Origin of the sequence: Mycobacterium sp. NBC_00419, from assembly GCF_036023875.1 — a bacterium.
GTDB lineage: Bacteria > Actinomycetota > Actinomycetes > Mycobacteriales > Mycobacteriaceae > Mycobacterium.
Map to the genome: position 1 here is coordinate 1,471,105 of NZ_CP107931.1, position 21,869 is coordinate 1,492,973.

Here is a 21,869-nt window from a genome sequence, read left to right on the forward strand (position 1 = left end):
GGGTGAACAGGGCGGCCGCGGCATCCCTCGTCATTGCGGGGATGTCACTGGCCGCCCTCCCAGCAGCCGGCGTCGCGTCGGCTGCGCCGGGCGACGGCGACACCGCAGCGTCGTCGACCGCCCATCCCGGGCGGCCCCAGGCCAAGCACTCCCCCGCCACGCCGAGCGCCGCCCGGCACAGCACCGCGACGTCAGCGCGGGGAGCCGCCAAACCCGTTGTGCACCAATCCTCCACGGCGAGGTCGGCGTCGGTGAACCCGATCGTGGCCGCCTTGTTCAACCGCGCCCCGACGCTCAGGCCCACCCAGGACACCCCCGGGCTCGACGGCATCGTCCACGGGGCACTGAATGCCACCGACCCCGACGGCGACTCCCTGACCTACACCGTGGTGCGCGATCCGGTCCGCGGCCAGATCGCCGTCGACAACGCCGGGAACTTCACCTACACCAGCCAACAACTCAGCTCCACCGACACGTTCACCGTCCGCGTCAGTGACGCTGAGAGCGGGTTGCACCTGCACGGTCTGATGGGCCTGATCAATCTGCTGACCTTCGGCCTGATCGGCTCCGCTGGACACACCACCACCCGGGTCATCACCGTGTCGGTGACCCCCGGGGTGGACACGACTGCCTACATCCTTCCGGTGAAACCCGATGTCAATGTCAAAAGTGTTCTCACCGTTGGCGATTCACCGTCTAGTGGCACCTACCCCATGGTGGGCTCGCCCGACGGCCTGGGCTTGTTCGACAACAGCGACGGCACGTTCACGCTTCTGATGAATCATGAACTGGCGTCCGGCTCCGGCTCGGTACGCGCACACGGGGCCGCCGGGGCGTTCATCTCCCGCTACGTCATCGACAAGGCCACGCTGGACGTCGTGGCCGGGGCCGACCTGATCCAGCAGGTGTTCGGCTGGAACGCCGCCACGCAGAGTTCGGACCTGTCCAGCAGCATCGTGGCGTTCAACCGCTTCTGCTCCGGTGACCTTGCCGCGGTCTCGGCCTACTCCGACAACGGGCTGGGCAGCACCGCGAGGATCTTCCTCACCGGCGAGGAGGGCGGTTCCGGGCGGGCGGTGGCCACCGTGGCCTCCGGTCCTGACGCCGGAAAGAGCTACATTCTGGGCGCTTTCAGCCCGGCCACCAACGGCTCCGGGCTCACCGGCACTGCGAGCTGGGAGAACCTGCTGGCCAACCCCTTCAGCCAGGCCAAGACCGTCGTCATCGGCAACAACGACGGCGGCTCGGGGGTGATGGCCGGCGCGCTGGCCGTCTACGTGGGCACCAAGCAATCCAGCGGGACCGAAGCCGACAAGGCGGGGCTGACCAACGGGGTGCTCAAGTTCGTCACGGTGGCCGGAAACGCTGCGGAGATCGCCGACGCCGCCACCCGATCGACCGGCATCACCAGTGGCACCGCCTTCACCCTCAGTTCAGTCGCATCGACCAGCTTCTCGCGGCCCGAGGACGGCGCCTGGAACCCGTTGAACCCCAACGAGTATTACTTCGCGACCACCGACCGCCTCGACCAGGTCTCCGACGGCGTGGGCGGCCAGGTCGGCCGCAGCCGGCTATGGCGGCTGACGTTCAGCGACATCGCCAACCCGGACGCCGGCGGAACCATCGACCTGCTCGTCGACGGGGACACCGTGGGCGGGGCGAAGGTGAACATGCTCGACAACCTGACGATCGACCGCGCGGGCCGCATCCTGCTCCAGGAGGACACCGGCGGGGCGGCCCACAACGCCAAGATCTGGCAATACGACATCGCCACCGACACGCTGACGCTGCTGGCCCGCCACGACCCCACCCGCTTCGGCGACATCGGAGTGAACGCCACCGCGCCGTTCACCATCGACGAGGAGTCCTCGGGCATCGTCGACGCCCAGGACGTGCTCGGGCCGGGCTGGTTCCTGCTGACGGTGATGGCGCACTACCCGCTGGGCGGCGCACTGGTGGAGGGGGGCCAGCTACTGGCGCTCTACGACGCTCCCGCGACCGCCTGACTGCGCCGACTGGCCAGTTACGACACGTATTGCGCGCGTTTGCGTACGTAAGTGGCCACTCGCGGGCTGGACGCCCTAGAAGCCGAGGTTGTTGAGGAACGGCAGCGGGATGGGCGACTGCCCGTTGGCCAGATCCTGCACCGCGCGCGGGCAGAAGAACGACACCGCGATGCCGGTGAACATCGTGGCCGCACCCAGTGGCCGGCCGATCTGGTCGGCCACGGTAGAGGCGATGTCGGCGGTGTTCTGGCTGCGCTCGGCCAGCAGCGGGCAGATCGACTGACCCATGGCCACCGCCTGCCCGGGATCGATGTTGTCGATACCGGCAGCGCTCAGGGCGCCCAGGAAGTCGTCGGTCGTGGTGTCGGCGTGCGCTGGCGCGGCGAACGCCGCAGCACCGGCGATCAGGCCGGCAGCCAGCCCGGCGGTCGTCATACGGCGGAACCTCATGCACACAGCATCGCTCATCGGCATCCCGCCGTTACCGGCGGTCCGGATACCCGCTAACGTGGGCCGCGTTCGACACACGTCAAACAAGAGGAGCACTCATGCAGGGGTTCGCTGGGAAGGTAGCCGTGGTGACCGGCGCCGGTTCGGGTATCGGCCAGGCACTCGCCGTTGAGCTGGGCCGATCGGGTGCCAGCGTAGCGATCTGCGATATCGATACCGACGGTCTGGCCGTCACCGAGGAGCGCCTCAAGGCCATCGGTGTCAACGTCAAGGCCGACCGCCTCAACGTCACCGAGCGGGAGGCGTTCAGCGCCTACGCCGACGGCGTCAAGGAGCACTTCGGCAAGGTCAACCAGGTGTACAACAACGCGGGCATCGCGTTCTCCGGCGACGTCGAGATCAGCCAGTTCAAGGACATCGAACGGGTGATGGACGTCGACTTCTGGGGTGTCGTGAACGGCACCAAGGTCTTCCTGCCCTACCTGATCGAATCCGGCGACGGCCACGTCATCAACATCTCCAGCATCTTCGGGCTGTTCTCGGTGCCCGGCCAGGCCGCCTACAACTCGGCGAAGTTCGCGGTGCGCGGCTTCACCGAGGCGCTGCGCCAAGAGATGATCCTGGCCAAGCATCCGGTGAAGGTGACCACCGTGCACCCGGGCGGCATCAAGACCGCGATCGCCCGCAATGCCACCGCTGCAGAAGGTCTGGACAAGAACGAACTGGCCGAGGCCTTCGACACCAAGCTGGCCCGGACCTCTCCCGAGCGCGCCGCCCAGATCATCCTCGACGGCGTCGCCAAGAACCGGGCCCGCGTGCTCGTCGGCGCCGACGCCAAGATCCTGGACGCGATCGTGCGTGTGACCGGCTCGGGTTACCAGCGGTTGTTCTCCACGGTGCTGCCGCGGCTGTCGCCGCCGATGCGTTAGCGTCCCAGCGGATTCGCCGAGAGCCACTTCTCGGCCACCGACCGCGGATCGCCGCCCTCGGCGACCTGGCGGCGCATGTCGGCCAGCGATCCGGTGTCGAGCACCCCTGCGACCTCGTTGATCGCCCGCAGCTGCTGCTGGTCGAGTTCGTTGCGCCGATACAGCGGCACGACGTTCTCGGCCTGCACCAGCATCGGCTTGCGGTCGGCGAGAACCGCGACATCACTGGGGACACCAGCATCGGCGGTGCCGGTCCACGCCGCCGCGACCGCGCCTGTACGCAGCGCCTCGAACATGGCTGCGGCATCGGGGAATTCGCGTGCCGGCGGCAGCGTGCAGGTGCCGACCACCGTCGGCAGCCCGCGAACCCCGGCCACCGCAGCGAGCGTCAGCCCCGCGCAGTGCTTCACCAGGGCGGCCAGATCGCGGCTGCCCCACGCCGTCGCGGTGGCATCGGTGACCGCCAGGGCGGGTTTGTCCTCAGCGGAGGTGGCGTAGTCACCGGCGGCCAGACCCTCCGGTAGAGCCCCGATCATCGCTCGGTACACCTGCGCATCCGAGCGTGCCGCCGAGCCGGGTGCGAACGTCTGCAACAGCCGCCCGGTGAAGCCGGGGACGACGCTGACCGCGCCGGAATCCAACGCCGCCAACGGGTCGGCGACGACTTCGACGTGCGCGCCGGTCCCGTAGGAGCGCAACGCGGCGGCGTACACCTGGGCCAACAGGTTGGCCTGCGGATCAGCCGTGGTGCCCACCGCCAGCGAAGGACCCGGCGGTGCACTACCGCAGGCCGCCAGCGCAAGCGCCAGCAGAACCAGCGCTAGCCGCTGAAAGATTTTCGCGCTCAATCCGTTCCGGACGCTGCACCCACCGCGGCCGCGACGGCGGGCCCGACGCGGGGATCCAGCGGGCTCGGCACAATGTAGTCGGGTGCCAGATCGTCGCCGACGACGGAGAAGATGGCCTCGGCGGCAGCCACTTTCATCTTCTCGGTGATGCGGCGTGCACCGGCGTCGAGCGCCCCGCGGAACACACCGGGGAACGCGAGCACGTTGTTGATCTGGTTCGGGAAGTCGCTTCGCCCGGTTGCGACGATCGCGGCGTACTTCTTGGCCACCTCGGGATGAATCTCGGGGTCGGGGTTGGACATCGCGAACACGATGCCGCCCGGGGCCATCGTCGCGATCAGTTCCTCGGGCACGACCCCGGCGGACACCCCCATGAACACGTCCGCACCGGCGAGCGCCTCGATCATGCCACCGGACAGCGCAGCCGGGTTCGTCCGCTGGGCCAGCTCGGCCTTGAACGGGTTGAGGTCGTCACGCCCGGTGTGCACGATGCCCTGGGAGTCCAGCACGGTGATGTGGGTGATACCGCTGGCCAGCAGGATGTTCGCGCACGCGATGCCGGCGGCTCCGGCCCCCGAGATCACCACCTTCAGCGTGCTCATGTCCCGGTCGAGCACCTTGGCCGCGCCCATCAGCGCGGCCAGCACCACGATTGCGGTGCCGTGCTGGTCGTCGTGCATGACCGGGCAGTCCAGCGCCTCGATCAGCCGCCGTTCGATCTCGAAGCAGCGGGGTGCGGAGATGTCCTCGAGGTTGACCGCGCCGAAGGTCGGCCGCAGCCGGATCACGGTCTCGACGATCTCGTCGGGATCCTTGGTGTCGAGCACGATCGGGATGGAGTCCAGCCCGCCGAAGGTCTTGAACAGCGCGGCCTTACCCTCCATCACCGGCAGCGACGCCGCCGGACCGATGTCACCCAGGCCGAGCACCGCGGTGCCGTCGCTGATCACCGCGACCAGGCGGTTGGCCCAGGTATACCGGGCGGCCAGGGTGTGGTCGGCCGCGATAGCGCGACTGACCTGGGCCACGCCCGGGGTGTAGGCGATCGATAGGGCACGCTTGCTGTCCAGCGGCGACTTCAGCTCGACAGAGAGCTTGCCGCCCACGTGAGCGGCAAAGATTTCCTCGTCATCGATGACGAGTCGGGGGGTAGGCACCGTTTCGGTCACGGCGTCAGGGTACTCGCCCCGCCGTCGACGAAGAATGAGGTTCGGTGTCATCGAAGGACGCCCGCCGAACTACCGGCGCGTACGATTTCTGCTCGGGTCCACTTGGGCCGTACCGCGCGTGAGGGGAGGCCCGACCATGGCGTCGTTTCGAGCCCGGCCGCCCTCGATGCTCGGCGTGACACGCACCCCGCCGAGCCCAGACGTCGACGCCAAGCGCATCCACGTCCCGGTGGCCCGGGCGATGGTCGACTGCGCCGTCTATATCGAGGGCGCTCGAATGCCGGGAAAGTACACCCACGCCGCCGCCCTGGAGAGGGTGCACGAACTCGAGGCGGAGGGACAGACGGCGTTCGTGTGGATCGGGCTGCACGAACCCGACGAGCATCAGATGCAGTCGGTGGCCGAGGTCTTCGGACTGCATCCACTGGCGGTCGAAGACGCGGTGCACGCCCACCAGCGCCCGAAGGTCGAGCGCTACGACGACACGCTCTTCCTCGTCCTCAAGACCGTGAACTACGTCCCGCACGAGTCGGTGGCGCTGGCCCGCGAGATCGTGGAGACCGGCGAGATCATGGTCTTCGTCGGATCGGACTTCGTGGTGACGGTGCGCCACGGCGACCACACCGGCCTGGCCGGCCTTCGCCGGCAACTGGAGGAGGAACACCAGCAGCTGGCACTGGGCCCCTACGGGGTGATGCATGCGATCGCCGATCACGTGGTCGATACCTACCGCGAGGTCAGCGAGTTGATGGAGTGCGATATCGACACCGTCGAGTCCGAGACCTTCTCCCCGTTGAGCAAGACCGACATCGAGCCGATCTACATGCTCAAGCGTGAGGTCGTCGAATTACGAAGGGCGGTATCGCCGCTCACCGTCGCGCTGGGGCGGTTCAACACCGACTACAAGGACCTGATGACCAAGGAGCTGCTGCGTTACATGCGCGACGTCCTGGACCATCAGTCCCAGGCCGCCGACCGGATCGCCAGCTACGACGAGATGCTGTCATCTCTGGTGCAGGCCGCGCTGGCCAAGGTCGGTATGCAGCAGAACACCGACATGCGCAAGATCACCGCGTGGGCAGCCATGGCGGCCGTGCCGACGATGATCGCCGGGATCTACGGCATGAACTTCGACGACATGCCCGAATTGCATTGGCGCTGGGGCTATCCCATGGTGGTGCTGACGATGGTCGGCATCTGTAGCTTCCTGTACCGCAACTTCCGCCGCAATCACTGGCTCTGACCCGAGCAAAGTTGCACGCCGCCCGGGCTTCATCAGGTTGGCACACCACCGGAAGCCACGATCCACAGCGACATCACCGAGAACCAGCCCAAACACTCGATGAATATCTTTGCGAAATCACGCAAACCCTCCATGAGGCGCGTCGTATTGTGATTGGCTAACAATACCGTCATATTGTGATCGGGCAACAATAATCGAGTCGTCGTTGGGAATCATGGCCGAATCGTCGGGGAAGTATCAGCAGGTCAAGCGGCGGCGTCAACAGCAGCGGGAATTGCCGGTGCTGCGCTGGCTTCAGGCGGGCGCTGCCGCGACGGCAGTGAGTGCGGCGTTGCTGGCCACGCCGGGAGTCGCGATCGCCGATGACGGGGCTTCGCCGTCGCCCGCCACGCCGGGCGCCAATTCCGCGGATTCGCACCGCACCACCGGTGCGACCCGCGCCCACAGCACCGGGCCCAAGGCCACCGCCAGAAAGACCGGTTCGCCGAATCGTGCGGCCATCACGCAATCCAAGCCGACGGCGACTGCGGCGGTGACGGCACGGACCCCAGACCCCAACAGCTCTGAGACCGAAACAACCTCGCCGACAACACGATCCGCGGCAGACGCCACCTCAACCCCGATACCGACCTCAACTGCGGTATCGGATGAGGCCTCGAAAGCGACAGTGGCAATCCAGTCAAGCCAATACCCGGCCCCGGTGACCGCACCGGTGACGGTACGGGCAATCTTCACCGACACCCTGAAATGGGTGGGGTTGGGCGCGCTCGTCCCGACCGCTCCCATCCCCGACACTCCCGTTCCAGATTTCATCGCCGGCGCCTGGGTCGGTGTACGACGGTTCCACTACACCTTCTTCAACTCCACGCCCACCGTGACGGCTCAGACATACACCAAAGACCCCGAAACCGGGGTGATCAAGGGCAGCGTCACGAGCTATGACGCGGACGGCGACGCGGTCACGTACGTGGTGGCGGGCAAGCCCGTCCACGGCACGGTCGCCGTCGACGCCGACGGCTCCTACACCTACACCCCCGACGCCGCTTACGCCCACGCCGGCGGCGTGGATTCGTTCACCATCACCGCGACCGACGATTCGCTCAATCCGTTCCACTTCGACCCGCTCACCGGATTGGTCCACGCAGTCACCGACGCCCTGACCAAGATCGGAATCCTGCGCAACGCAGCGCCGTACTGGCAATCGGCCACCGTCGCCGTCGCTGTCGGACCGGTCAACCACGCGCCCGTCCTCAGCGCTACCGTCGGCGACGCCGACCCCACCACCGGCACCCGCGTCATCACCCCCACCGCAACCGACCCCGACGGCGACACCGTCACCGTCGCTGTCACCGCCGGACCCGCCCATGGCACCCTCGTCACCAACTCCGACGGCACTTACACCTACACACCCGCGGCATCCTTCGCCCATACCGGCGGCAGCGACATCATCACCTTCAACGCCACCGACGCCTACGGCGCCATTGCCACGACTTCCGTTGTCTTCACCGTGACCGCCAAAAACAACGCCCCCACCGCCACCAACGACGCCTTCAAGACCAACCAGAACACCGCGCGCATCATTACCGCGGCCCAGCTTCTGGGTAACGACAGCGACCCCGACAGCGATCCCCTGACCGTGGTCGCGGTCACTCAGCCAAACCACGGCTCCCTGACCAGCAACGGAGACGGCAGCTACACCTACACCCCTTCCACCGACTTCACCGGCACCGATACCTTCACCTACAAAGTCAGCGACACCGCCGGCGCCACAAGCAGCCCGGCCACCGTCACCGTCACCGTGAAACTTGTCAACACACAACCCACCACTACCCCGATCAGCGGCCTAAACATCCCCTTCGGTATGGCGATCAGCGCCGACGGCTCCATCCTCTACATCCCCAACTACGGCGGCACCACCGTGTCGGTGATCAACACCGCCGACTACACCACCCGCACCACCATCGCCGGCTTCAGAAAGCCGGCCGGATTGGCGTTAAGCCCAGATGGATCGACCCTCTACGTCGCGAACCGCGAGAACACCACCGTGTCGGTCATCAACACCGCCGACAACACCACCCGCGCCACCATCACCGGCCTCATGGGCCCGGTCGCATTGGCGTTAAGCCCAGACGGATCCACCCTCTACGTCAGCAACTACGACACCAACACCGTGTCGGTCATCAACACCGCCAACAACACCACCCGCACCACCATCACTGGCCTACATGCCCCCGGCGGACTGGCGATAAGCCCAGACGGATCCACCCTCTACGTCAGCAACTACGACACCAACACCGTGTCGGTCATCAACACCGCCGACAACACCACCCGCACCACCATCACCGGATTCAGCAACCCGTACGGGGTGGCACTCACGCCCGACGGTTCCACCCTCTACGTCGCCAACGCCGGCGACGGAACGGTGCGGGTCATCGACACCGCCGATAACACCACCGCCACGCCGATCACCGGATTCGGCTACCCGATCTGGGTGGCAGTCACGCCCGACGGAAGCACCCTCTACGTCAACGACTACGACGGCAACAAGGTGTGGTTTCTCAACATCGAGCACGCCGCGACATCCGTTGCCGCAAGCGGACAAACCTAACTCGGCGCGGACGCCCGCCGGGTCGGATCCAGCACGTCGACGCCGTCGTCGAGCCACGCCTGACGCATGGCCTCGGCGCCCTTGAGCCGTACCCACGCCGCCTCCGTCGCGGTGATCGGCACCGCCGAGAGGAACGCCACCGGATCCAGTGGTGCCGCCAGCGCGAGATCGGCAATCGGAGAAGCGCCGAGCAACACCGCGGTGAACGGGGCCGAATCCCACAGAGCCGAATTCCCCAGCGGCCCAGACAGATCGATCAGCGCGTCGGCGACCAGAACCACACCTTCGACGGCCGGCGTAGCGGCCACCACCGCCAGGCTGCGGGCCAGGCCGGGAGTGGGCACGGTTGCCCGCAAGCTCATCACGACCTCTGCCCGCGGCCCGCGCAGCGGATCGGCGGCAAGGTCGGACGGGTCGGTCATCGGGTGGCGCGAACAGCCCAGCGACACATAGTGAGCCACGCCCTCTGCGGGCCCGAACCGCAGCACCTCGATCCGTTCGACACCGAGGAACGTCACGCTCGCCGAGTCCGGATCGGACTCGATGCCGATGCCCGCGAAGTGCCCGCGGACGTGTTCGCGGACCTGCTGTAGCGGTGAGCTCACTTATGCCCGGGGCGCGATGGTGAGGTTGACGCCGGTGTCGGCGTCGAAGATGTGCAGCTTGCCGGTGTCCAGCGCCAACTCGATCGTCTGCCCGGCCCTCGCCTTGGACTCGGCGGAAAGCCTTGCCACGAACTCGTTTTCGCCTGCACCGGACTCGGCGGCCAATTCGGCGAGCTGAGCCGAGCGCGCCCCGTCACCGGTGGTGGCGAAGTAGACGTACTTGTCGGCACCCAGTGACTCGACGAGGTCGACCTTCGTCTCGAAGGTCAGGGCGCGGATGCGTTCGTAGGCGTCGATCAGCGAGGCGTCCTCGATGTGTTCGGGCCGCACGCCCACGATCACATTGGCCGGTGTGGGATGGCTGTGCACCACGTCGAGCACCTCCGGTGCCAGCGTGATCTCACCGAACGGCAGGGCAACCCCGACCTGGGTGAGCGTGGCCGGGAAGAAGTTCATTGCCGGCGAGCCGATGAACCCGGCCACGAACAGGTTGGCCGGCCGTTCGTACAGCTCCTCGGGAGTGCCGATCTGCTGCGCCTCACCGGCCCGCAGCACCACGACGCGGTCACCGAGCGTCATGGCCTCGGTCTGGTCGTGGGTGACGTAGACCGTGGTGGTGCCCAACCGGTTCTGCAGCCGGGCGATCTCGCCGCGCATCTGCACCCGCAGCTTGGCGTCGAGGTTGCTCAGCGGCTCGTCCATCAGGAATGCCTTGGGGTTACGCACGATCGCGCGGCCCATCGCCACCCGCTGGCGCTGCCCACCGGACAGCTGTGCGGGCTTGCGGTCCAGGAAGTCGGTCAGATCGAGGATTTTCGCGGTCTCGTCGACCTTCTGCGCGATCTCGGCCTTCTTCAGCTTGGCCAGCGTCAGGGGGAACGCGATGTTCTGGCGGACCGTCATGTGCGGATAGAGCGCGTAGGACTGGAACACCATGGCGATGTCCCGTTCGCGCGGCGCCTTCTCGTTGACCCGCTGCCCGCCGATGCGCAACTCGCCGGAGCTGATGTCCTCCAGCCCGGCAATCATGTTCAGCGTGGTCGACTTTCCGCAGCCCGACGGTCCCACCAGGATGACGAACTCGCCGTCGGCGATCGTCAGGCTCAGATCCTTCACGGCGACCGAACCGTCGGGGTAACTCTTGTTCACCTGGTCCAAGACGATCTCAGCCATCCCCTACCCCTTCACCGCACCGGAGGTCAGTCCGGCAACAATCCGTCGTTGGAAGATCAGAACAAACACGATGATCGGGATCGTGATCACCATCGCGCCGGCGGCGATCGAACCCGTCGGCTCCTCGAATTGCGAACTGCCGGTGAAGTTCGCAATCGCCACCGGAGCGGTGATCGCGGCGTCCGTCGCCGTCAGCGACAGCGCCAGCAACAGGTCGTTCCAGGCGAAGATGAACACCAAGATCGCCGCGGTGACGATGCCCGGTGCGGCCAGCGGCGCGATCACCCGGCGAAACGCCTGAGCCGGGGTGGCGCCGTCCATCTTGGCGGCCTTTTCCAGATCCCAGGGGATCTCGCGGAAGAACGCCGAGAGCGTGTAGATGGCCAGCGGCAGCGCGAACGTGATGTAGGGGATGATCAGCCCGGGCCAGGTGTCGAACAGGCCAAGCCGGCGTTCGATGTTGAACAGCGGTGTGACAAGCGAGATCTGGGGAAACATCGCGATCAACAGGGCGGCGCCGATCAGCGCCTTCTTACCGGAGAAATCCAGCCGGGCCACCGCGTAGGCCGCCATCCCGCCCACCACGACGGCGATGACGGTGGTGATCAGGCCGATGCCGATCGAGTTGACCAGAGCCGAGCTGAACACGTTGCCGGTGAAGATCGCCTTGTAGTTGTCGAAGGTGATCTGCGACGGAATCAGCTTGCCGTCCTTGACCGTCGAGGTGGGCTTGAGCGACAGGCTCAAAATCCACAGCACCGGGAACAGCGCGTAGACGACGACCAGGACGTCGATGACGACCCAGGTGACGGCCCGCCGCGGAGTGACTCGCTGGGTCATCTCAGCGCACCTCGTTGTCCGTGCCGGGCGCCGATGCGCCGAACAGCTTGATGTAGATGAACGCGATGACCGCCACCGACAAGAACACCAGCACGCTGATCGCCGAACCCAGCCCGAGGTTGAACGCCTTGAACAGGTTGTCGTAGCCCAGGATCGACACCGACGCGGTGTCGTTGGCCCCGCCGGTCAGCACGTAGATGTTGTCGAAGATGCGGAACGCGTCGAGCGTGCGGAACAACAACGCCACCAGGATGGCCGGCTTGATCAGCGGCAGCGTCACCTTGATCAGACGCTTCCACGGCCCGGCGCCGTCCATCTGAGCGGCGCGCAGCAGATCCTCGGGCACCAGTGCCAGACCGGCGAGCAGCAACAGCGCCATGAACGGTGTGGTCTTCCACACCTCGGCCAAGATGATGACGGCCAGCGACGGAAGCTGTTGCGTCAGTGGCGCACTGCCGTCGGGCAGCAGATTGGCCAGATAGCCCGTGCCCGGCGTCCAGGCGTAGTACCAGCTGTAGGACGCCGCAACGGTGACGATGCCGTACGGGATGAGGATCGCGGTGCGCACCACGCCTTTGCCGAAGATGGTGCGGTGCATGACAAGTGCCAGGGCCATGCCGAGCACGAACTCGATGGCCACCGAGACCACCGTGATCACCAGAGTGATGACGAACGCGGTCCACCAGTACTTGTCGGTGAGGATGGTCTGGTAGTTCTCGAACCCGACGAACTTGGTGTCGGCCGGGCTGGCGAGGTTGTAGCGCTGCAGGCTCAGCCACACCGCGTAGCCGATCGGGTAGGCGGTCACCGCGAGCATCAGGATCACCGCGGGGGCGATCAGCAGATAGGCGAGTCTGCGCTGCGAGCGGCGGTCGTCGCTGCGGGCCGCCGCATCGGCTGAGGTGCGAGCCACGGCCGCGGTCATGGGATCAGGCCCTTTCCGTCGATGGCCTTCTGCACCTGCTCGGCGAGTTCGTCGGCGGTCTTCTCCGGGTCGATCGCGGTGATCGGGGCCAACGTGGCCGAGATACGCGTGGAGACGGCCTGGTAGTTCGGTGTGGCCGGGCGCACCGCCGCGGTCGTGAGCTGATCGCGGATGATCGCGTACTGCGGATACTTCTTCTGGAAGTCCGGATCGGAATACAGCGACGTGCGCACCGCGGGCAGACCGCCCTCGATCGAGGTGTACTTCTGGTTCTCCAGATTGCGGATGCAGCGGATCGCCTCGAACGACTCGGCGGGATGGCGGGTGGTCTTGGCGACGGCGATGTTCAGCCCGCCGAGCGTCACCCGGGTCGGCTGCCCGGGAATCACGCCCGGATACGGCGCGAAACCGAACACCTCTTTGGAGGCATCGAATGCGACGGTGAACTGATCATCGGTCGGCGAGAACGTGCCCTCGTCGTTGACGCTTCCGGCCAGTTCCGGCTTCTCGTTGAGCGGCAGGAACGGCACACCACCCTTGACCGCGTTCTCCAGCATCGAGGCGAACACGAAGGGCCAGTTGACCTCCAGGGCCGCCTTACCCTGCTCGAGGGCCAGCCGCGCGGTGCCCTCGTCGGTCTGGGTGACCGACGGGTCGGCGCCGGGCGCGGTGGCGACCGCCTTGATGATCTGCAGCGCCTTGACCGTCGCGGCCCGGTGCTCCGGGGTGTCGGTGAGCGTCACCTGTTTGCCGTCGTCGGAAAGCACCTGTCCCCCAGCGCTTTCCAGCAATGTGTTGAACCAGACGACCAGGCCCTCGTACTGCTTGGCCTGTACCGCGATCCAGCTCGGCTTGCCCTCGGCGTGCAGGCGGGTGGCTTCGGCCACCATGGCGTCCCAGGTGTCCGGCGGCGGCGCGACCAGATCGGCTCGGTACCACAGCAATTGGGTGTTGGTGGTGACCGGTGCGGCAAAGAGCTTGCCCTGCCACTTGGCGGTCTCCAGCGGTCCGGGCAGGGTGTCGGCGGCGGCGTCGGCCTCGGCCTGGCCGGCCGGGTCGTCGGCCAGCGGCAGCGCCCAGCCGGCTTCGGCGAACTCGGCGGTCCACACCACGTCGAGTGCCATCAGATCCAGGGTGCGGTCGTTACCGGTCAGCCGGCGCGCCAGCTGCAACCGCTGATCGTCGGCGCCCTTGGGCAGGCTGCGCTGTTCGATACGGAAGCGGCCGCCCAGCTCCTCGTTGCACCGCTTGGCCACGGCCGTGAAGGTCGCGGTCTCGCTGGCCGGTGTGTACAGGCTGACCACCAGGCCGTCGTCACCGGAACCACATGCCGACACCAGTGACGCGGTGGTCAGCGCGGCAACGGCGGCGGCGCCCACTCGCCGAGCGCGTGCGCCAGGGCTTGCCACGACACCGCCTCCCGTCCGTCTACGGCGGGGATAGTCCCGCGGGCAAACCGTAGAACCCCAGGTGGGTGATGTGCAACACTTCCGCGCCGCATGCGGCGCAATCGTGACCCCGTTAGATCGTCAAGCGCGCCAGCAGGTCCCGGGCCTTCTCGGCGTTGGCGGGGTCGCAGAGCACGTCGTAGCGTCCCGCCACCAATTGCATGGTCGAGCTGAAGTCCCTCGTGCCGCGCGCCATCGCGTAGGGCACCGCGGAGGTGATCAACCCGAAGATCACACCGGCGACCAGGCCGGTGATCAGCGACGCCCACGGGTTGGGACTGAAGAAACCCAGCACCAGGCCGATGAAGATACCGAGCCACGCACCGGTGATGACGCCGCCGCCGAGCACCTTGGGCCACGTCAGGCGGCCAGTGACGCGCTCCACCTGCATCAGGTCGACGCCGACGATGGTCACCTGCTGGACCGGGAATTGCTGGTCGGACAGATAGTCGACGGCCTTCTGCGCCTCGGCGTAGGTGGGATAGGAGCCGATCGGCCAGCCTTTCGGCGGCGTCGGCAAACCGACGGGGCCGCGGCGGGTGCCCGCCGCGGCGCCTGCGGGGGTCACGCCGGGATTCTGTCCGGGCGAGAAGGGGCTGGTCATGAGTCCTCATTCTCCTGTCATGCGGGTGGTCTGTCACATGGTGGCCCTGCGGGCGCCGAGACGCCCGCTAGCTGTTCAACGACGTGCGGCCGACGATGGTGCCCGGCAGGGGGACACCCTGGCGAGCCAGCCACGTTCCACCAGCACATACGCTAGGTTGAACAGCATGACAGCTTCCGGCGGCGACTCCGGCGAAAAGCCGCAGAACGAGGGCGAGCAGGGCCTTTCCGAAGGCACCTACGAGGCCCCGCCCATCGAGGAGAGCCCGGCTTCACCCGGTTTCGACGCCCCGGCTGCGCCGCCTTACACCGGCTTCGAGGCTCCGGGCGGCTACCCGCCCCCGAACTATCCGCCGCCGAACTACCCGCCGCCTGGCTACGCCCCGCAACCGGGCTATCCACCCCCGGGTGGCTACAGCCCGCCGGGTTATCCGCCGCCTCCCCCGCCACCCCAGCAGCCCTACGGCGCCCCGCATTATCCGGGCGGCGGCTACAACCCGTCGGACTATCCCGCCGGCTATCCCGCCCCGCCGACGGGCACCAACACCTTTGCCATCGGCTCGCTGGTCGCATCGGTCGTCGGATTGCTGTGCGGCATCGGGTCGATCATCGGGATCGTGCTCGGGATCGTCGCGCTCAACCAGATCAAGCAGACTCGTCAGGGCGGTCACGGCCTGGCCATCGCCGGCATCGTCGTCGGCGTCGCGTCGCTGATCATCAGCATGATCTGGGGCATCTACGCCCTCCGCTGACCCATGACAAACCCAACCTTCGAGGGCGACGCGCCTGACCCCTACGCCCCGGTGGACTATCCGGCGAACTACCCGCCGATGCCACCCCCGGTGTATCCGCCGCCATACCCACCGCCGTACCCACCTCCCGGCGCCTACCCCTACCCGCCGTATGCCGGCGACCCGTACGACCCGTACCGGCCGCTCAAACCGCCCGGCACCAACGGCAAAGCCATCGCCGCGCTGGTGTGCTCGCTGGCCGGGCTGGTGTTCTGCGGCCTGCCCTCGATCGCCGGGGTGGTGCTGGGCATCATCGCGATGCGGGAAACCAAGCGCACCGGACAGGACGGCTTCGGCCTCGCCGTGGCCGGAGTGGCGATCGGCTCGGCGATCGTGGCCCTGGTGCTGCTCTACATCGTCTTCATGGTGTTCATCGTCGCCAGCAGCAGCACCTATACCAACTATTAGGCCGGCGGGACGAACCTCTCGCCCTGGCGCGTCATCCCGGCGGCGCGACCCTTCCCGGCGATCACCAACGCCATCTTGCGGCTGGCCTCGTCGAGCATCTCCTCGCCGAGCATCACCGCGCCGCGGGCGCCGCCTGCCGACGAGGTGTGCCACTCGTAGGCCTCGAGGATGAGTTCGGCGTGGTCGTACTCCTGCTGGCGCGGCGAGAAGATCTCATTGCCCGCCGCGATCTGGTCGGGATGCAGCACCCATTTACCGTCGTACCCCAGCGCGGCCGAGCGGCCGGCCACCCGGCGGAACGCCTCGACGTCGCGCACCTTCAGATACGGCCCGTCGACCGCGGCCACCCCGGCTGCCCGGGCGGCAATGAGGATCGTCATCAGCACGTGGTGGTAGGCGTCGCCGACGTCGTAGCCCTCCGGTTGCTCCCCGACCACCAACGTGCGCATGTTGAGGCTGGCCATCAGATCGGCCGGGCCGAGCACCAGCGCCTGAACCCGGGGTGCGGCCGCGATCGCGTCGATATTGCGCAGTCCCCTGGCGTCCTCGATCTGGGCGTCGACGCCGATGCGGCCGATGGGCAGACCGTGGGTGCGCTCGAGCTGGGTCAGCAACAGGTCCAGGGCGTGGACATGGCTGGCGTCGGTCACCTTCGGCAACACGATCACGTCCAGGTGCGCACCGGCTGCCGACACCACGTCGATGACATCGGTGTAGGTCCACGGTGTGGTCCAGTCGTTGACCCGGACCCCGCGCAGCTGGCCCGACCAGCCGGGGCCGGCCAGCGCCGCGGCAACCTGGGTGCGGGCCTGCGCCTTGGCATCTGGTGCGACGGCATCCTCGAGGTCCAGGAACACCTCGTCAGCGGCCAACCCCTTGGCCTTCTCGATCATCTTCACGTTGCTCCCCGGAACCGAAAGGCACGTTCTACGGGGTCGATACGCGTTATCCACGCCTACACTCCTACTCTTTCAAGCATGGCGTCGGTGAACAGGGTGTACGCGGCGCGGCTCGCAGGTATGGCGGTCCTCGGCCCGGACGGTGAATCCCTCGGTCGCGTGCGGGATGTCTTGGTCAGCATCAGCATCGTGCGCCAACAACCCCGCGTGCTCGGCCTGGTCGTTGAATTGCTCACGCGCAGAAGGATTTTCGTTCCAATTCTGCGCGTCACCGCGATCGAGCCCAACGCCGTCACGCTCACCACCGGCAACGTGTCGCTACGCCGTTTCGCCCAGCGCCCGGGCGAGGTGCTGGTCCTGGGCCAGGTCCTCGACACCCGGGTCCGGGTCACCGATCCCGAACTGCCGCAGCTGGCCAACGTCGACGTGGTGGTCGTCGACCTGGGCATCGAACAGACCCGCACCCGCGACTGGGTGGTGACCCGAGTCGCGGTGCGCAGCATGCGCCGGCTCGGCCGCCGCTCCACGGTCCATGTGGCGGACTGGCAGAACGTGCAGGGGCTCACCCCATCGGCACTGGCGATGCCCGGCCAGGGCGTTGCCCAGCTGCTGCATCAGTTCGAAGGCCAACGCCCCATCGCGGTGGCCGACGCGATCCGCGACCTGCCTGCCAAGCGCCGCACCGAGGTGATCAACGCCCTCGACGACGAGCGGCTGGCCGACATCCTGCAGGAGCTGCCCGAGGACGACCAGTCCGTGCTGCTGATGCAGCTCGACACCGAGCGCGCCGCCGACGTGCTCGAGGCCATGGACCCCGACGACGCGGCGGACCTTCTGGGTGTGATGAACCCGACCGAGGCCGAGGCGCTGCTGCGCCGGATGGACCCCGAGGACTCCGAGCCGGTGCGCCGGCTGCTGGCCCACTCGCCGGACACCGCGGGTGGTCTGATGACCTCTGAGCCGGTGGTGCTGGCCCCCGACACCACCGTCGCCGAAGCGCTGGCCCGGGTCCGCGACCCCGACCTCACCCCGGCCCTGGCATCGCTGGTGTTCGTGGTGCGTCCGCCGACCGCCACTCCGACCGGGCGCTATCTGGGTTGCGTGCACCTGCAGGCGCTGCTGCGCGAACCGCCTGCCAACCTGGTCAGCGGCATCCTCGACGCCGACCTGCCCAGCCTCACACCGACCACCTCGCTGGGAGCGCTGACCCGCTACTTCGCCGCCTACAACCTGGTGTGCGGTCCCGTGGTCGACGAGGAGAACCACCTGCTCGGCGCCGTCACCGTCGACGACGTCCTCGACCATCTGCTGCCTCATGACTGGCGCGATGACTACGAGGAGCCGCACTTTCCCGATCAGCTGACCGGCTCGGAGCGCCGGACATGAGTGAACTGTCGGCGCGCCAGCGCCTCGACACCCCGCGCACCGGCCGCCGACTGGGCTTCACCGTCGACCCGGAGGCCGTCGGGCGGTTCAGCGAATCGATCGCCCGGTTCCTGGGCACCGGCCGCTACCTGGCCTGGCAGACCATCCTCGTCATCGTCTGGATCGGGCTGAACCTGTTCGCCGTCAGCCTGCGGTGGGACCCCTATCCCTTCATCCTGCTCAATCTCGCCTTCTCCACCCAGGCGGCCTACGCCGCGCCGCTGATCCTGCTGGCGCAGAACCGGCAGGAGAACCGCGACAAGGTGTCGCTGGAAGAAGACCGCCGGCGAGCCCAGCAGACGAAGGCCGACACCGAGTTCCTCGCCCGTGAGCTTGCCGCGCTACGACTCGCGGTCGGCGAAGTGGCCACCCGCGACTACCTCAGGCGCGAACTGGAGGAGATCCGGGAGTTGCTGGAAACGCTGCAGGCGGACAACGGTGGCAAGCTCAAAAAGGACAAAGCGAAGAAAGCCAGGCCGGTAAACGAGTCCGACCACGAGGAACCTGGTTCGTGACCAAGGTGACCATTGGATACCACTGGGGTCACGAAGGTATGTATGGTGACTTGGTTCACAGGCACGGAGATTTTCTGTTTAGGACGGAAGAGTGGGCATAGGCAACCGCGTGGGCCGCATGGTGCGGACCCCCGTTTTCGGTATCGCGATGCTCACGCCGATCGTCCTCGCCGGCGCCGTCGGCGCCGCCCCCGGCCGCCAGAGCGCACCCGTCTACGGCGCCGATGTGACCCCGCTGGCCGCCGTGTCCTCCTCGCAGCAGGACACCTCCGGCGTCACCGTCGTCGCACTGACAAAACAGCCCACCAACTTCCGGGTCGCCGCGGCCACCGTGTCCGCACCGCCGCCGTCGATCGTGGTGAACTCCCCTGGCGCCATGCGGATTCCGGCGGTCGCGCTGGCCGCCTATCGCAATGCCGAGACGATGATGGCCAAGGCCGCGCCCGGCTGCGGCATCAGCTGGAACCTGCTCGCCGGGATCGGCCGCATCGAGTCCATGCACGCCAACGGCGGCGCCACCGATTCGCGCGGCACGGCCGTCACCCCGATCTACGGGCCGGCGCTGGACGGCACGCTGCCCGGCAACGAGGTGATCGTGCAGACCGTGCAGGCCGGGCGGGCGGAGTACGCGCGGGCGATGGGTCCGATGCAGTTCCTGCCGGGCACCTGGTCGCGGTACGCCTCCGACGGCGACGGCGACGGCAAGGCCGACCCGCAGAACGTCTACGACGCCGCCCTTGGCGCAGCCCGCTACCTGTGCAGCGGCGGCCTGAACCTGCGCAACCAGTCGCAGGTGCTGACCGCGATCCTGCGCTACAACAACTCCATGGCCTACGCCCAGAACGTGATGGGCTGGGCCGGCGCGTACGCCACCGGCGTCGAACCTGTAGCCCTGCCGCCGATCGTCGGGCCCGTCCCTGCCCTGGCCGACGCGCACCTGGAGAACCCGGAGGGCCTGGGACCCGGTATGCCGCTCAACGCGATCGGCCTGCCGTCGTCGGATCCGCTGGCCCAGATGCCGCTGGTCAACTTCGGCAACACCGAGACCGCCGGCCAGCTGCTCACCGGCCCGCTGCCCGGACCTGCCGGCATGCTTCCCGGGCAGGCGCCGTGCCAGGTGATCTGCATGGGTTCTGCGATCGCCACCCCGGCGCCGGAAGCAGCCCCACAAGCTCCCGCTGACGCGCCGCCCCCGTGGCAGGCGCCGTGGATGCCGCCACCGCCGCCTGCTGCCGAGCCCGCTCCCGAGCCTGCGGCACCGCTGCCGCCGGCGTACGGGGCGCTGCCCGGACCGGCCGCCTAACCACGGGCTGGTGGCGCGACCGTAGACTCGGCCTCGATGTCTGCAGAACTTGAAACCGCTGTCCGTGCTGCCCTCGGCAAGGTGATCGACCCGGAGCTACGCCGCCCGATCACCGAACTGAACATGGTCAAGAGCGTGACGGCCGGCGCCGACGGCGCGGTCCACGTCGAGATCTACCTGACCACCTCGGCCTGCCCGAAGAAGACCGAGATCACCGAGCAGGTGAGCCGGGCCGTCGCCGACGTGCCGGGTACCGGCGCCGTCACCGTCACCCTCGACGTGATGAACGACGAGCAGCGCACCGAACTGCGCAAGATGCTGCGCGGCGACGCCGCCGAGCCGGTGATCCCGTTCGCCCAGCCGGGCTCGCTGACCCGCGTCTACGCGGTGGCCTCGGGCAAGGGCGGGGTCGGCAAGTCCAGCGTGACGGTCAACCTGGCGGCTGCGATGGCCGCCCGCGGGCTGTCGGTCGGCCTGCTCGACGCCGATATCTACGGCCACTCGGTGCCGCGGATGATGGGCACCACCGACCGCCCGACTCAGGTCGAGTCGATGATCCTGCCGCCGGTCGCCCACGACGTGAAGGTGATCTCGATCGCCCAGTTCACCCAGGGCAACGCGCCGGTGGTGTGGCGCGGGCCGATGCTGCACCGGGCGCTGCAGCAGTTCCTCGCCGACGTGTACTGGGGTGACCTGGATGTGCTGCTGCTGGACCTGCCGCCGGGGACCGGCGACGTGGCGATCTCGGTGGCACAGCTGATCCCGGGTGCAGAGATCGTCGTCGTCACCACCCCGCAACTGGCCGCCGCCGAGGTCGCCGAGCGGGCCGGCGCGATCGCCCTGCAGACCCGCCAGCGCATCGTCGGCGTGGTCGAGAACATGTCCGGGCTCCTACTCCCCGACGGCACCACGATGCAGATCTTCGGCGAGGGCGGCGGCCGTCAGGTCGCCGAGCGGCTGTCCCGCGCGGTCGGCGCGGATGTGCCTCTACTGGGCCAGATTCCGCTCGATCCGGCCCTGGTTACCGCCGGCGACTGCGGTGTGCCGCTGGTCTTGTCGGCGCCGGACTCGGCGGCAGGCAAGGAGCTGCGCGGCGTTGCCGACAAGCTGTCGGCGCGCCGTCGTGGACTGGCCGGGATGTCGCTGGGCCTGGACACCACCCGCCACGGCTGATCGATTCTGCGCACAGCGCGTGATGTCTCGATGATTGGGCGCGCTCACCGCAGAATCGATGCGCTGACCCCAGACTCGGCGGCGCCCTCAGGTGGCGTCGGCGTCGAACGGTGCAGGCGTGCCGGGCGGCAGCGGCTCGGGCCGGGGCGGCATGGCCGCCGGCGGCGGTGCGCTGTGCGGCTTCTCCCCTGACGGGGTCTCGGTCGGCGGCTGGAAGGCCTCGGTGAGCCAGGAGTCGTCGCCATCGAGCAGATGTTTGGTCAGCGCGGCGCGCGGTGTCATTCCGCGCAGCTTCTGCAGCTCACTGAGGGGCTGACGCAGATCGTCGAACTCCGGGCCGAGGTCATCACGCAGCTGGCTGGTGGCTCCGCTGATGTAATCACGGGCCTGGCGCAGCGTGTTCGACGTCCACCGGATGGCATCAGGTAACCGCTCGGGGCCCAGGATCACCAGACCCACGACCACGAGCAGCAGCATCTCGCCCCACCCGACATTGGCGAACATCGCG

22 protein-coding genes are annotated in these 21,869 nt (G+C 67.7%); 10 read left to right on the forward strand and 12 right to left on the reverse strand.

Annotated elements, in window-relative coordinates; translation table 11 throughout:
• Window positions 1–2: 2 nt before the first annotated feature.
• Complete coding sequence (locus OG976_RS06660) at window positions 3–2,006, forward strand: Ig-like domain-containing protein (protein ID WP_328359558.1); 2,004 nt, start codon at window positions 3–5, stop codon at window positions 2,004–2,006.
• A 75-nt stretch (window positions 2,007–2,081) separates the two neighbouring features.
• Here the strand turns inward: OG976_RS06660 and OG976_RS06665 are convergent, their stop codons facing one another.
• Window positions 2,082–2,441 (reverse strand): DUF732 domain-containing protein, encoded by a 360-nt coding sequence (locus OG976_RS06665; protein WP_328359561.1) that lies wholly within the window; start codon window positions 2,439–2,441, stop codon window positions 2,082–2,084.
• Between the two features lie 113 nt (window positions 2,442–2,554).
• Between OG976_RS06665 and OG976_RS06670 the strand changes: the two genes are divergently transcribed.
• The gene (locus OG976_RS06670) at window positions 2,555–3,385 is read left to right on the forward strand and encodes an SDR family NAD(P)-dependent oxidoreductase (RefSeq protein ID WP_328359564.1); all 831 of its coding nucleotides are present in this window, start codon (window positions 2,555–2,557) and stop codon (window positions 3,383–3,385) included.
• On the opposite strand, the gene OG976_RS06675 is transcribed toward OG976_RS06670, so the two are convergent.
• Together OG976_RS06675 and OG976_RS06680 are read right to left on the reverse strand one after the other, a co-directional pair.
• Entirely contained in the window at window positions 3,382–4,233 is an 852-nt protein-coding gene (locus tag OG976_RS06675; protein WP_328359566.1) for a glycine betaine ABC transporter substrate-binding protein, read from the reverse strand. The two genes, OG976_RS06670 and OG976_RS06675, sit on opposite strands and share 4 nt — an antisense overlap.
• Window positions 4,230–5,402, reverse strand: a complete 1,173-nt coding sequence (locus OG976_RS06680) for an NAD(P)-dependent malic enzyme (protein ID WP_328359569.1) — start codon at window positions 5,400–5,402, stop codon at window positions 4,230–4,232. Before OG976_RS06680 ends, OG976_RS06675 begins: the two co-directional genes overlap by 4 nt.
• A gap of 136 nt (window positions 5,403–5,538) precedes the next feature.
• On the opposite strand from OG976_RS06680, the gene corA reads away from it, so the two are divergent.
• A complete protein-coding gene (gene corA / locus OG976_RS06685) occupies window positions 5,539–6,645 on the forward strand; it encodes a magnesium/cobalt transporter CorA (protein WP_328359572.1) in 1,107 nt (368 codons plus the stop codon).
• Between the two features lie 294 nt (window positions 6,646–6,939).
• Here the strand turns inward: corA and OG976_RS06690 are convergent, their stop codons facing one another.
• Window positions 6,940–7,380 (reverse strand): hypothetical protein, encoded by a 441-nt coding sequence (locus OG976_RS06690; RefSeq protein ID WP_328359575.1) that lies wholly within the window; start codon window positions 7,378–7,380, stop codon window positions 6,940–6,942.
• On the opposite strand from OG976_RS06690, the gene OG976_RS06695 reads away from it, so the two are divergent.
• Window positions 7,346–9,253 (forward strand): tandem-95 repeat protein, encoded by a 1,908-nt coding sequence (locus OG976_RS06695; protein WP_328359578.1) that lies wholly within the window; start codon window positions 7,346–7,348, stop codon window positions 9,251–9,253. The genes OG976_RS06690 and OG976_RS06695 overlap by 35 nt on opposite strands.
• Here OG976_RS06695 and OG976_RS06700 read toward each other — a convergent pair.
• From OG976_RS06700 to OG976_RS06725, 6 genes are all read right to left on the reverse strand, one after another.
• Complete coding sequence (locus tag OG976_RS06700) at window positions 9,250–9,858, reverse strand: suppressor of fused domain protein (RefSeq protein ID WP_328359581.1); 609 nt, start codon at window positions 9,856–9,858, stop codon at window positions 9,250–9,252. The genes OG976_RS06695 and OG976_RS06700 overlap by 4 nt on opposite strands.
• Window positions 9,859–11,031, reverse strand: a complete 1,173-nt coding sequence (locus OG976_RS06705; RefSeq protein ID WP_328359584.1) for an ABC transporter ATP-binding protein — start codon at window positions 11,029–11,031, stop codon at window positions 9,859–9,861. It lies immediately after the preceding gene.
• A gap of 3 nt (window positions 11,032–11,034) precedes the next feature.
• Entirely contained in the window at window positions 11,035–11,871 is an 837-nt protein-coding gene (locus OG976_RS06710; protein WP_328359587.1) for a carbohydrate ABC transporter permease, read from the reverse strand.
• Between the two features lies 1 nt (window position 11,872).
• Window positions 11,873–12,796, reverse strand: a complete 924-nt coding sequence (locus OG976_RS06715; RefSeq protein ID WP_328359590.1) for a carbohydrate ABC transporter permease — start codon at window positions 12,794–12,796, stop codon at window positions 11,873–11,875.
• Window positions 12,793–14,205: an ABC transporter substrate-binding protein gene (locus tag OG976_RS06720; protein WP_328359593.1), complete on the reverse strand. Its 1,413-nt coding sequence runs from the start codon at window positions 14,203–14,205 to the stop codon at window positions 12,793–12,795. The genes OG976_RS06715 and OG976_RS06720 overlap by 4 nt, the downstream gene beginning before the upstream one ends.
• 112 nt (window positions 14,206–14,317) lie before the next feature.
• On the reverse strand, window positions 14,318–14,848 hold the full coding sequence (locus OG976_RS06725; protein WP_328359596.1) for a general stress protein: 531 nt from the start codon (window positions 14,846–14,848) through the stop codon (window positions 14,318–14,320).
• 166 nt (window positions 14,849–15,014) lie between these two features.
• Between OG976_RS06725 and OG976_RS06730 the strand changes: the two genes are divergently transcribed.
• The gene (locus OG976_RS06730; RefSeq protein ID WP_442930439.1) at window positions 15,015–15,599 is read left to right on the forward strand and encodes a DUF4190 domain-containing protein; all 585 of its coding nucleotides are present in this window, start codon (window positions 15,015–15,017) and stop codon (window positions 15,597–15,599) included.
• A gap of 3 nt (window positions 15,600–15,602) precedes the next feature.
• The gene (locus tag OG976_RS06735) at window positions 15,603–16,046 is read left to right on the forward strand and encodes a DUF4190 domain-containing protein (RefSeq protein WP_328359602.1); all 444 of its coding nucleotides are present in this window, start codon (window positions 15,603–15,605) and stop codon (window positions 16,044–16,046) included.
• Here the strand turns inward: OG976_RS06735 and OG976_RS06740 are convergent.
• The gene (locus OG976_RS06740) at window positions 16,043–16,999 is read right to left on the reverse strand and encodes an HpcH/HpaI aldolase/citrate lyase family protein (RefSeq protein WP_328359605.1); all 957 of its coding nucleotides are present in this window, start codon (window positions 16,997–16,999) and stop codon (window positions 16,043–16,045) included. The two genes, OG976_RS06735 and OG976_RS06740, sit on opposite strands and share 4 nt — an antisense overlap.
• 24 nt (window positions 17,000–17,023) lie before the next feature.
• On the opposite strand from OG976_RS06740, the gene OG976_RS06745 reads away from it, so the two are divergent.
• The 4 genes from OG976_RS06745 (at window position 17,024) to OG976_RS06760 (ending at window position 21,361) form a co-directional block, all read left to right on the forward strand.
• On the forward strand, window positions 17,024–18,331 hold the full coding sequence (locus tag OG976_RS06745) for a magnesium transporter MgtE N-terminal domain-containing protein (RefSeq protein WP_328359608.1): 1,308 nt from the start codon (window positions 17,024–17,026) through the stop codon (window positions 18,329–18,331).
• Window positions 18,328–18,885, forward strand: coding sequence for a DUF1003 domain-containing protein (locus tag OG976_RS06750; protein WP_328359611.1), 558 nt, complete (start codon window positions 18,328–18,330; stop codon window positions 18,883–18,885). The genes OG976_RS06745 and OG976_RS06750 overlap by 4 nt, the downstream gene beginning before the upstream one ends.
• A gap of 118 nt (window positions 18,886–19,003) precedes the next feature.
• Window positions 19,004–20,188, forward strand: a complete 1,185-nt coding sequence (locus tag OG976_RS06755; protein WP_328359613.1) for a lytic transglycosylase domain-containing protein — start codon at window positions 19,004–19,006, stop codon at window positions 20,186–20,188.
• Between the two features lie 36 nt (window positions 20,189–20,224).
• Window positions 20,225–21,361: an Mrp/NBP35 family ATP-binding protein gene (locus OG976_RS06760; RefSeq protein ID WP_328359616.1), complete on the forward strand. Its 1,137-nt coding sequence runs from the start codon at window positions 20,225–20,227 to the stop codon at window positions 21,359–21,361.
• An 87-nt stretch (window positions 21,362–21,448) separates the two neighbouring features.
• Here OG976_RS06760 and tatB read toward each other — a convergent pair whose 3' ends face one another.
• Complete coding sequence (gene tatB / locus OG976_RS06765) at window positions 21,449–21,865, reverse strand: Sec-independent protein translocase protein TatB (RefSeq protein ID WP_328359619.1); 417 nt, start codon at window positions 21,863–21,865, stop codon at window positions 21,449–21,451.
• Window positions 21,866–21,869 lie beyond the last annotated feature (4 nt).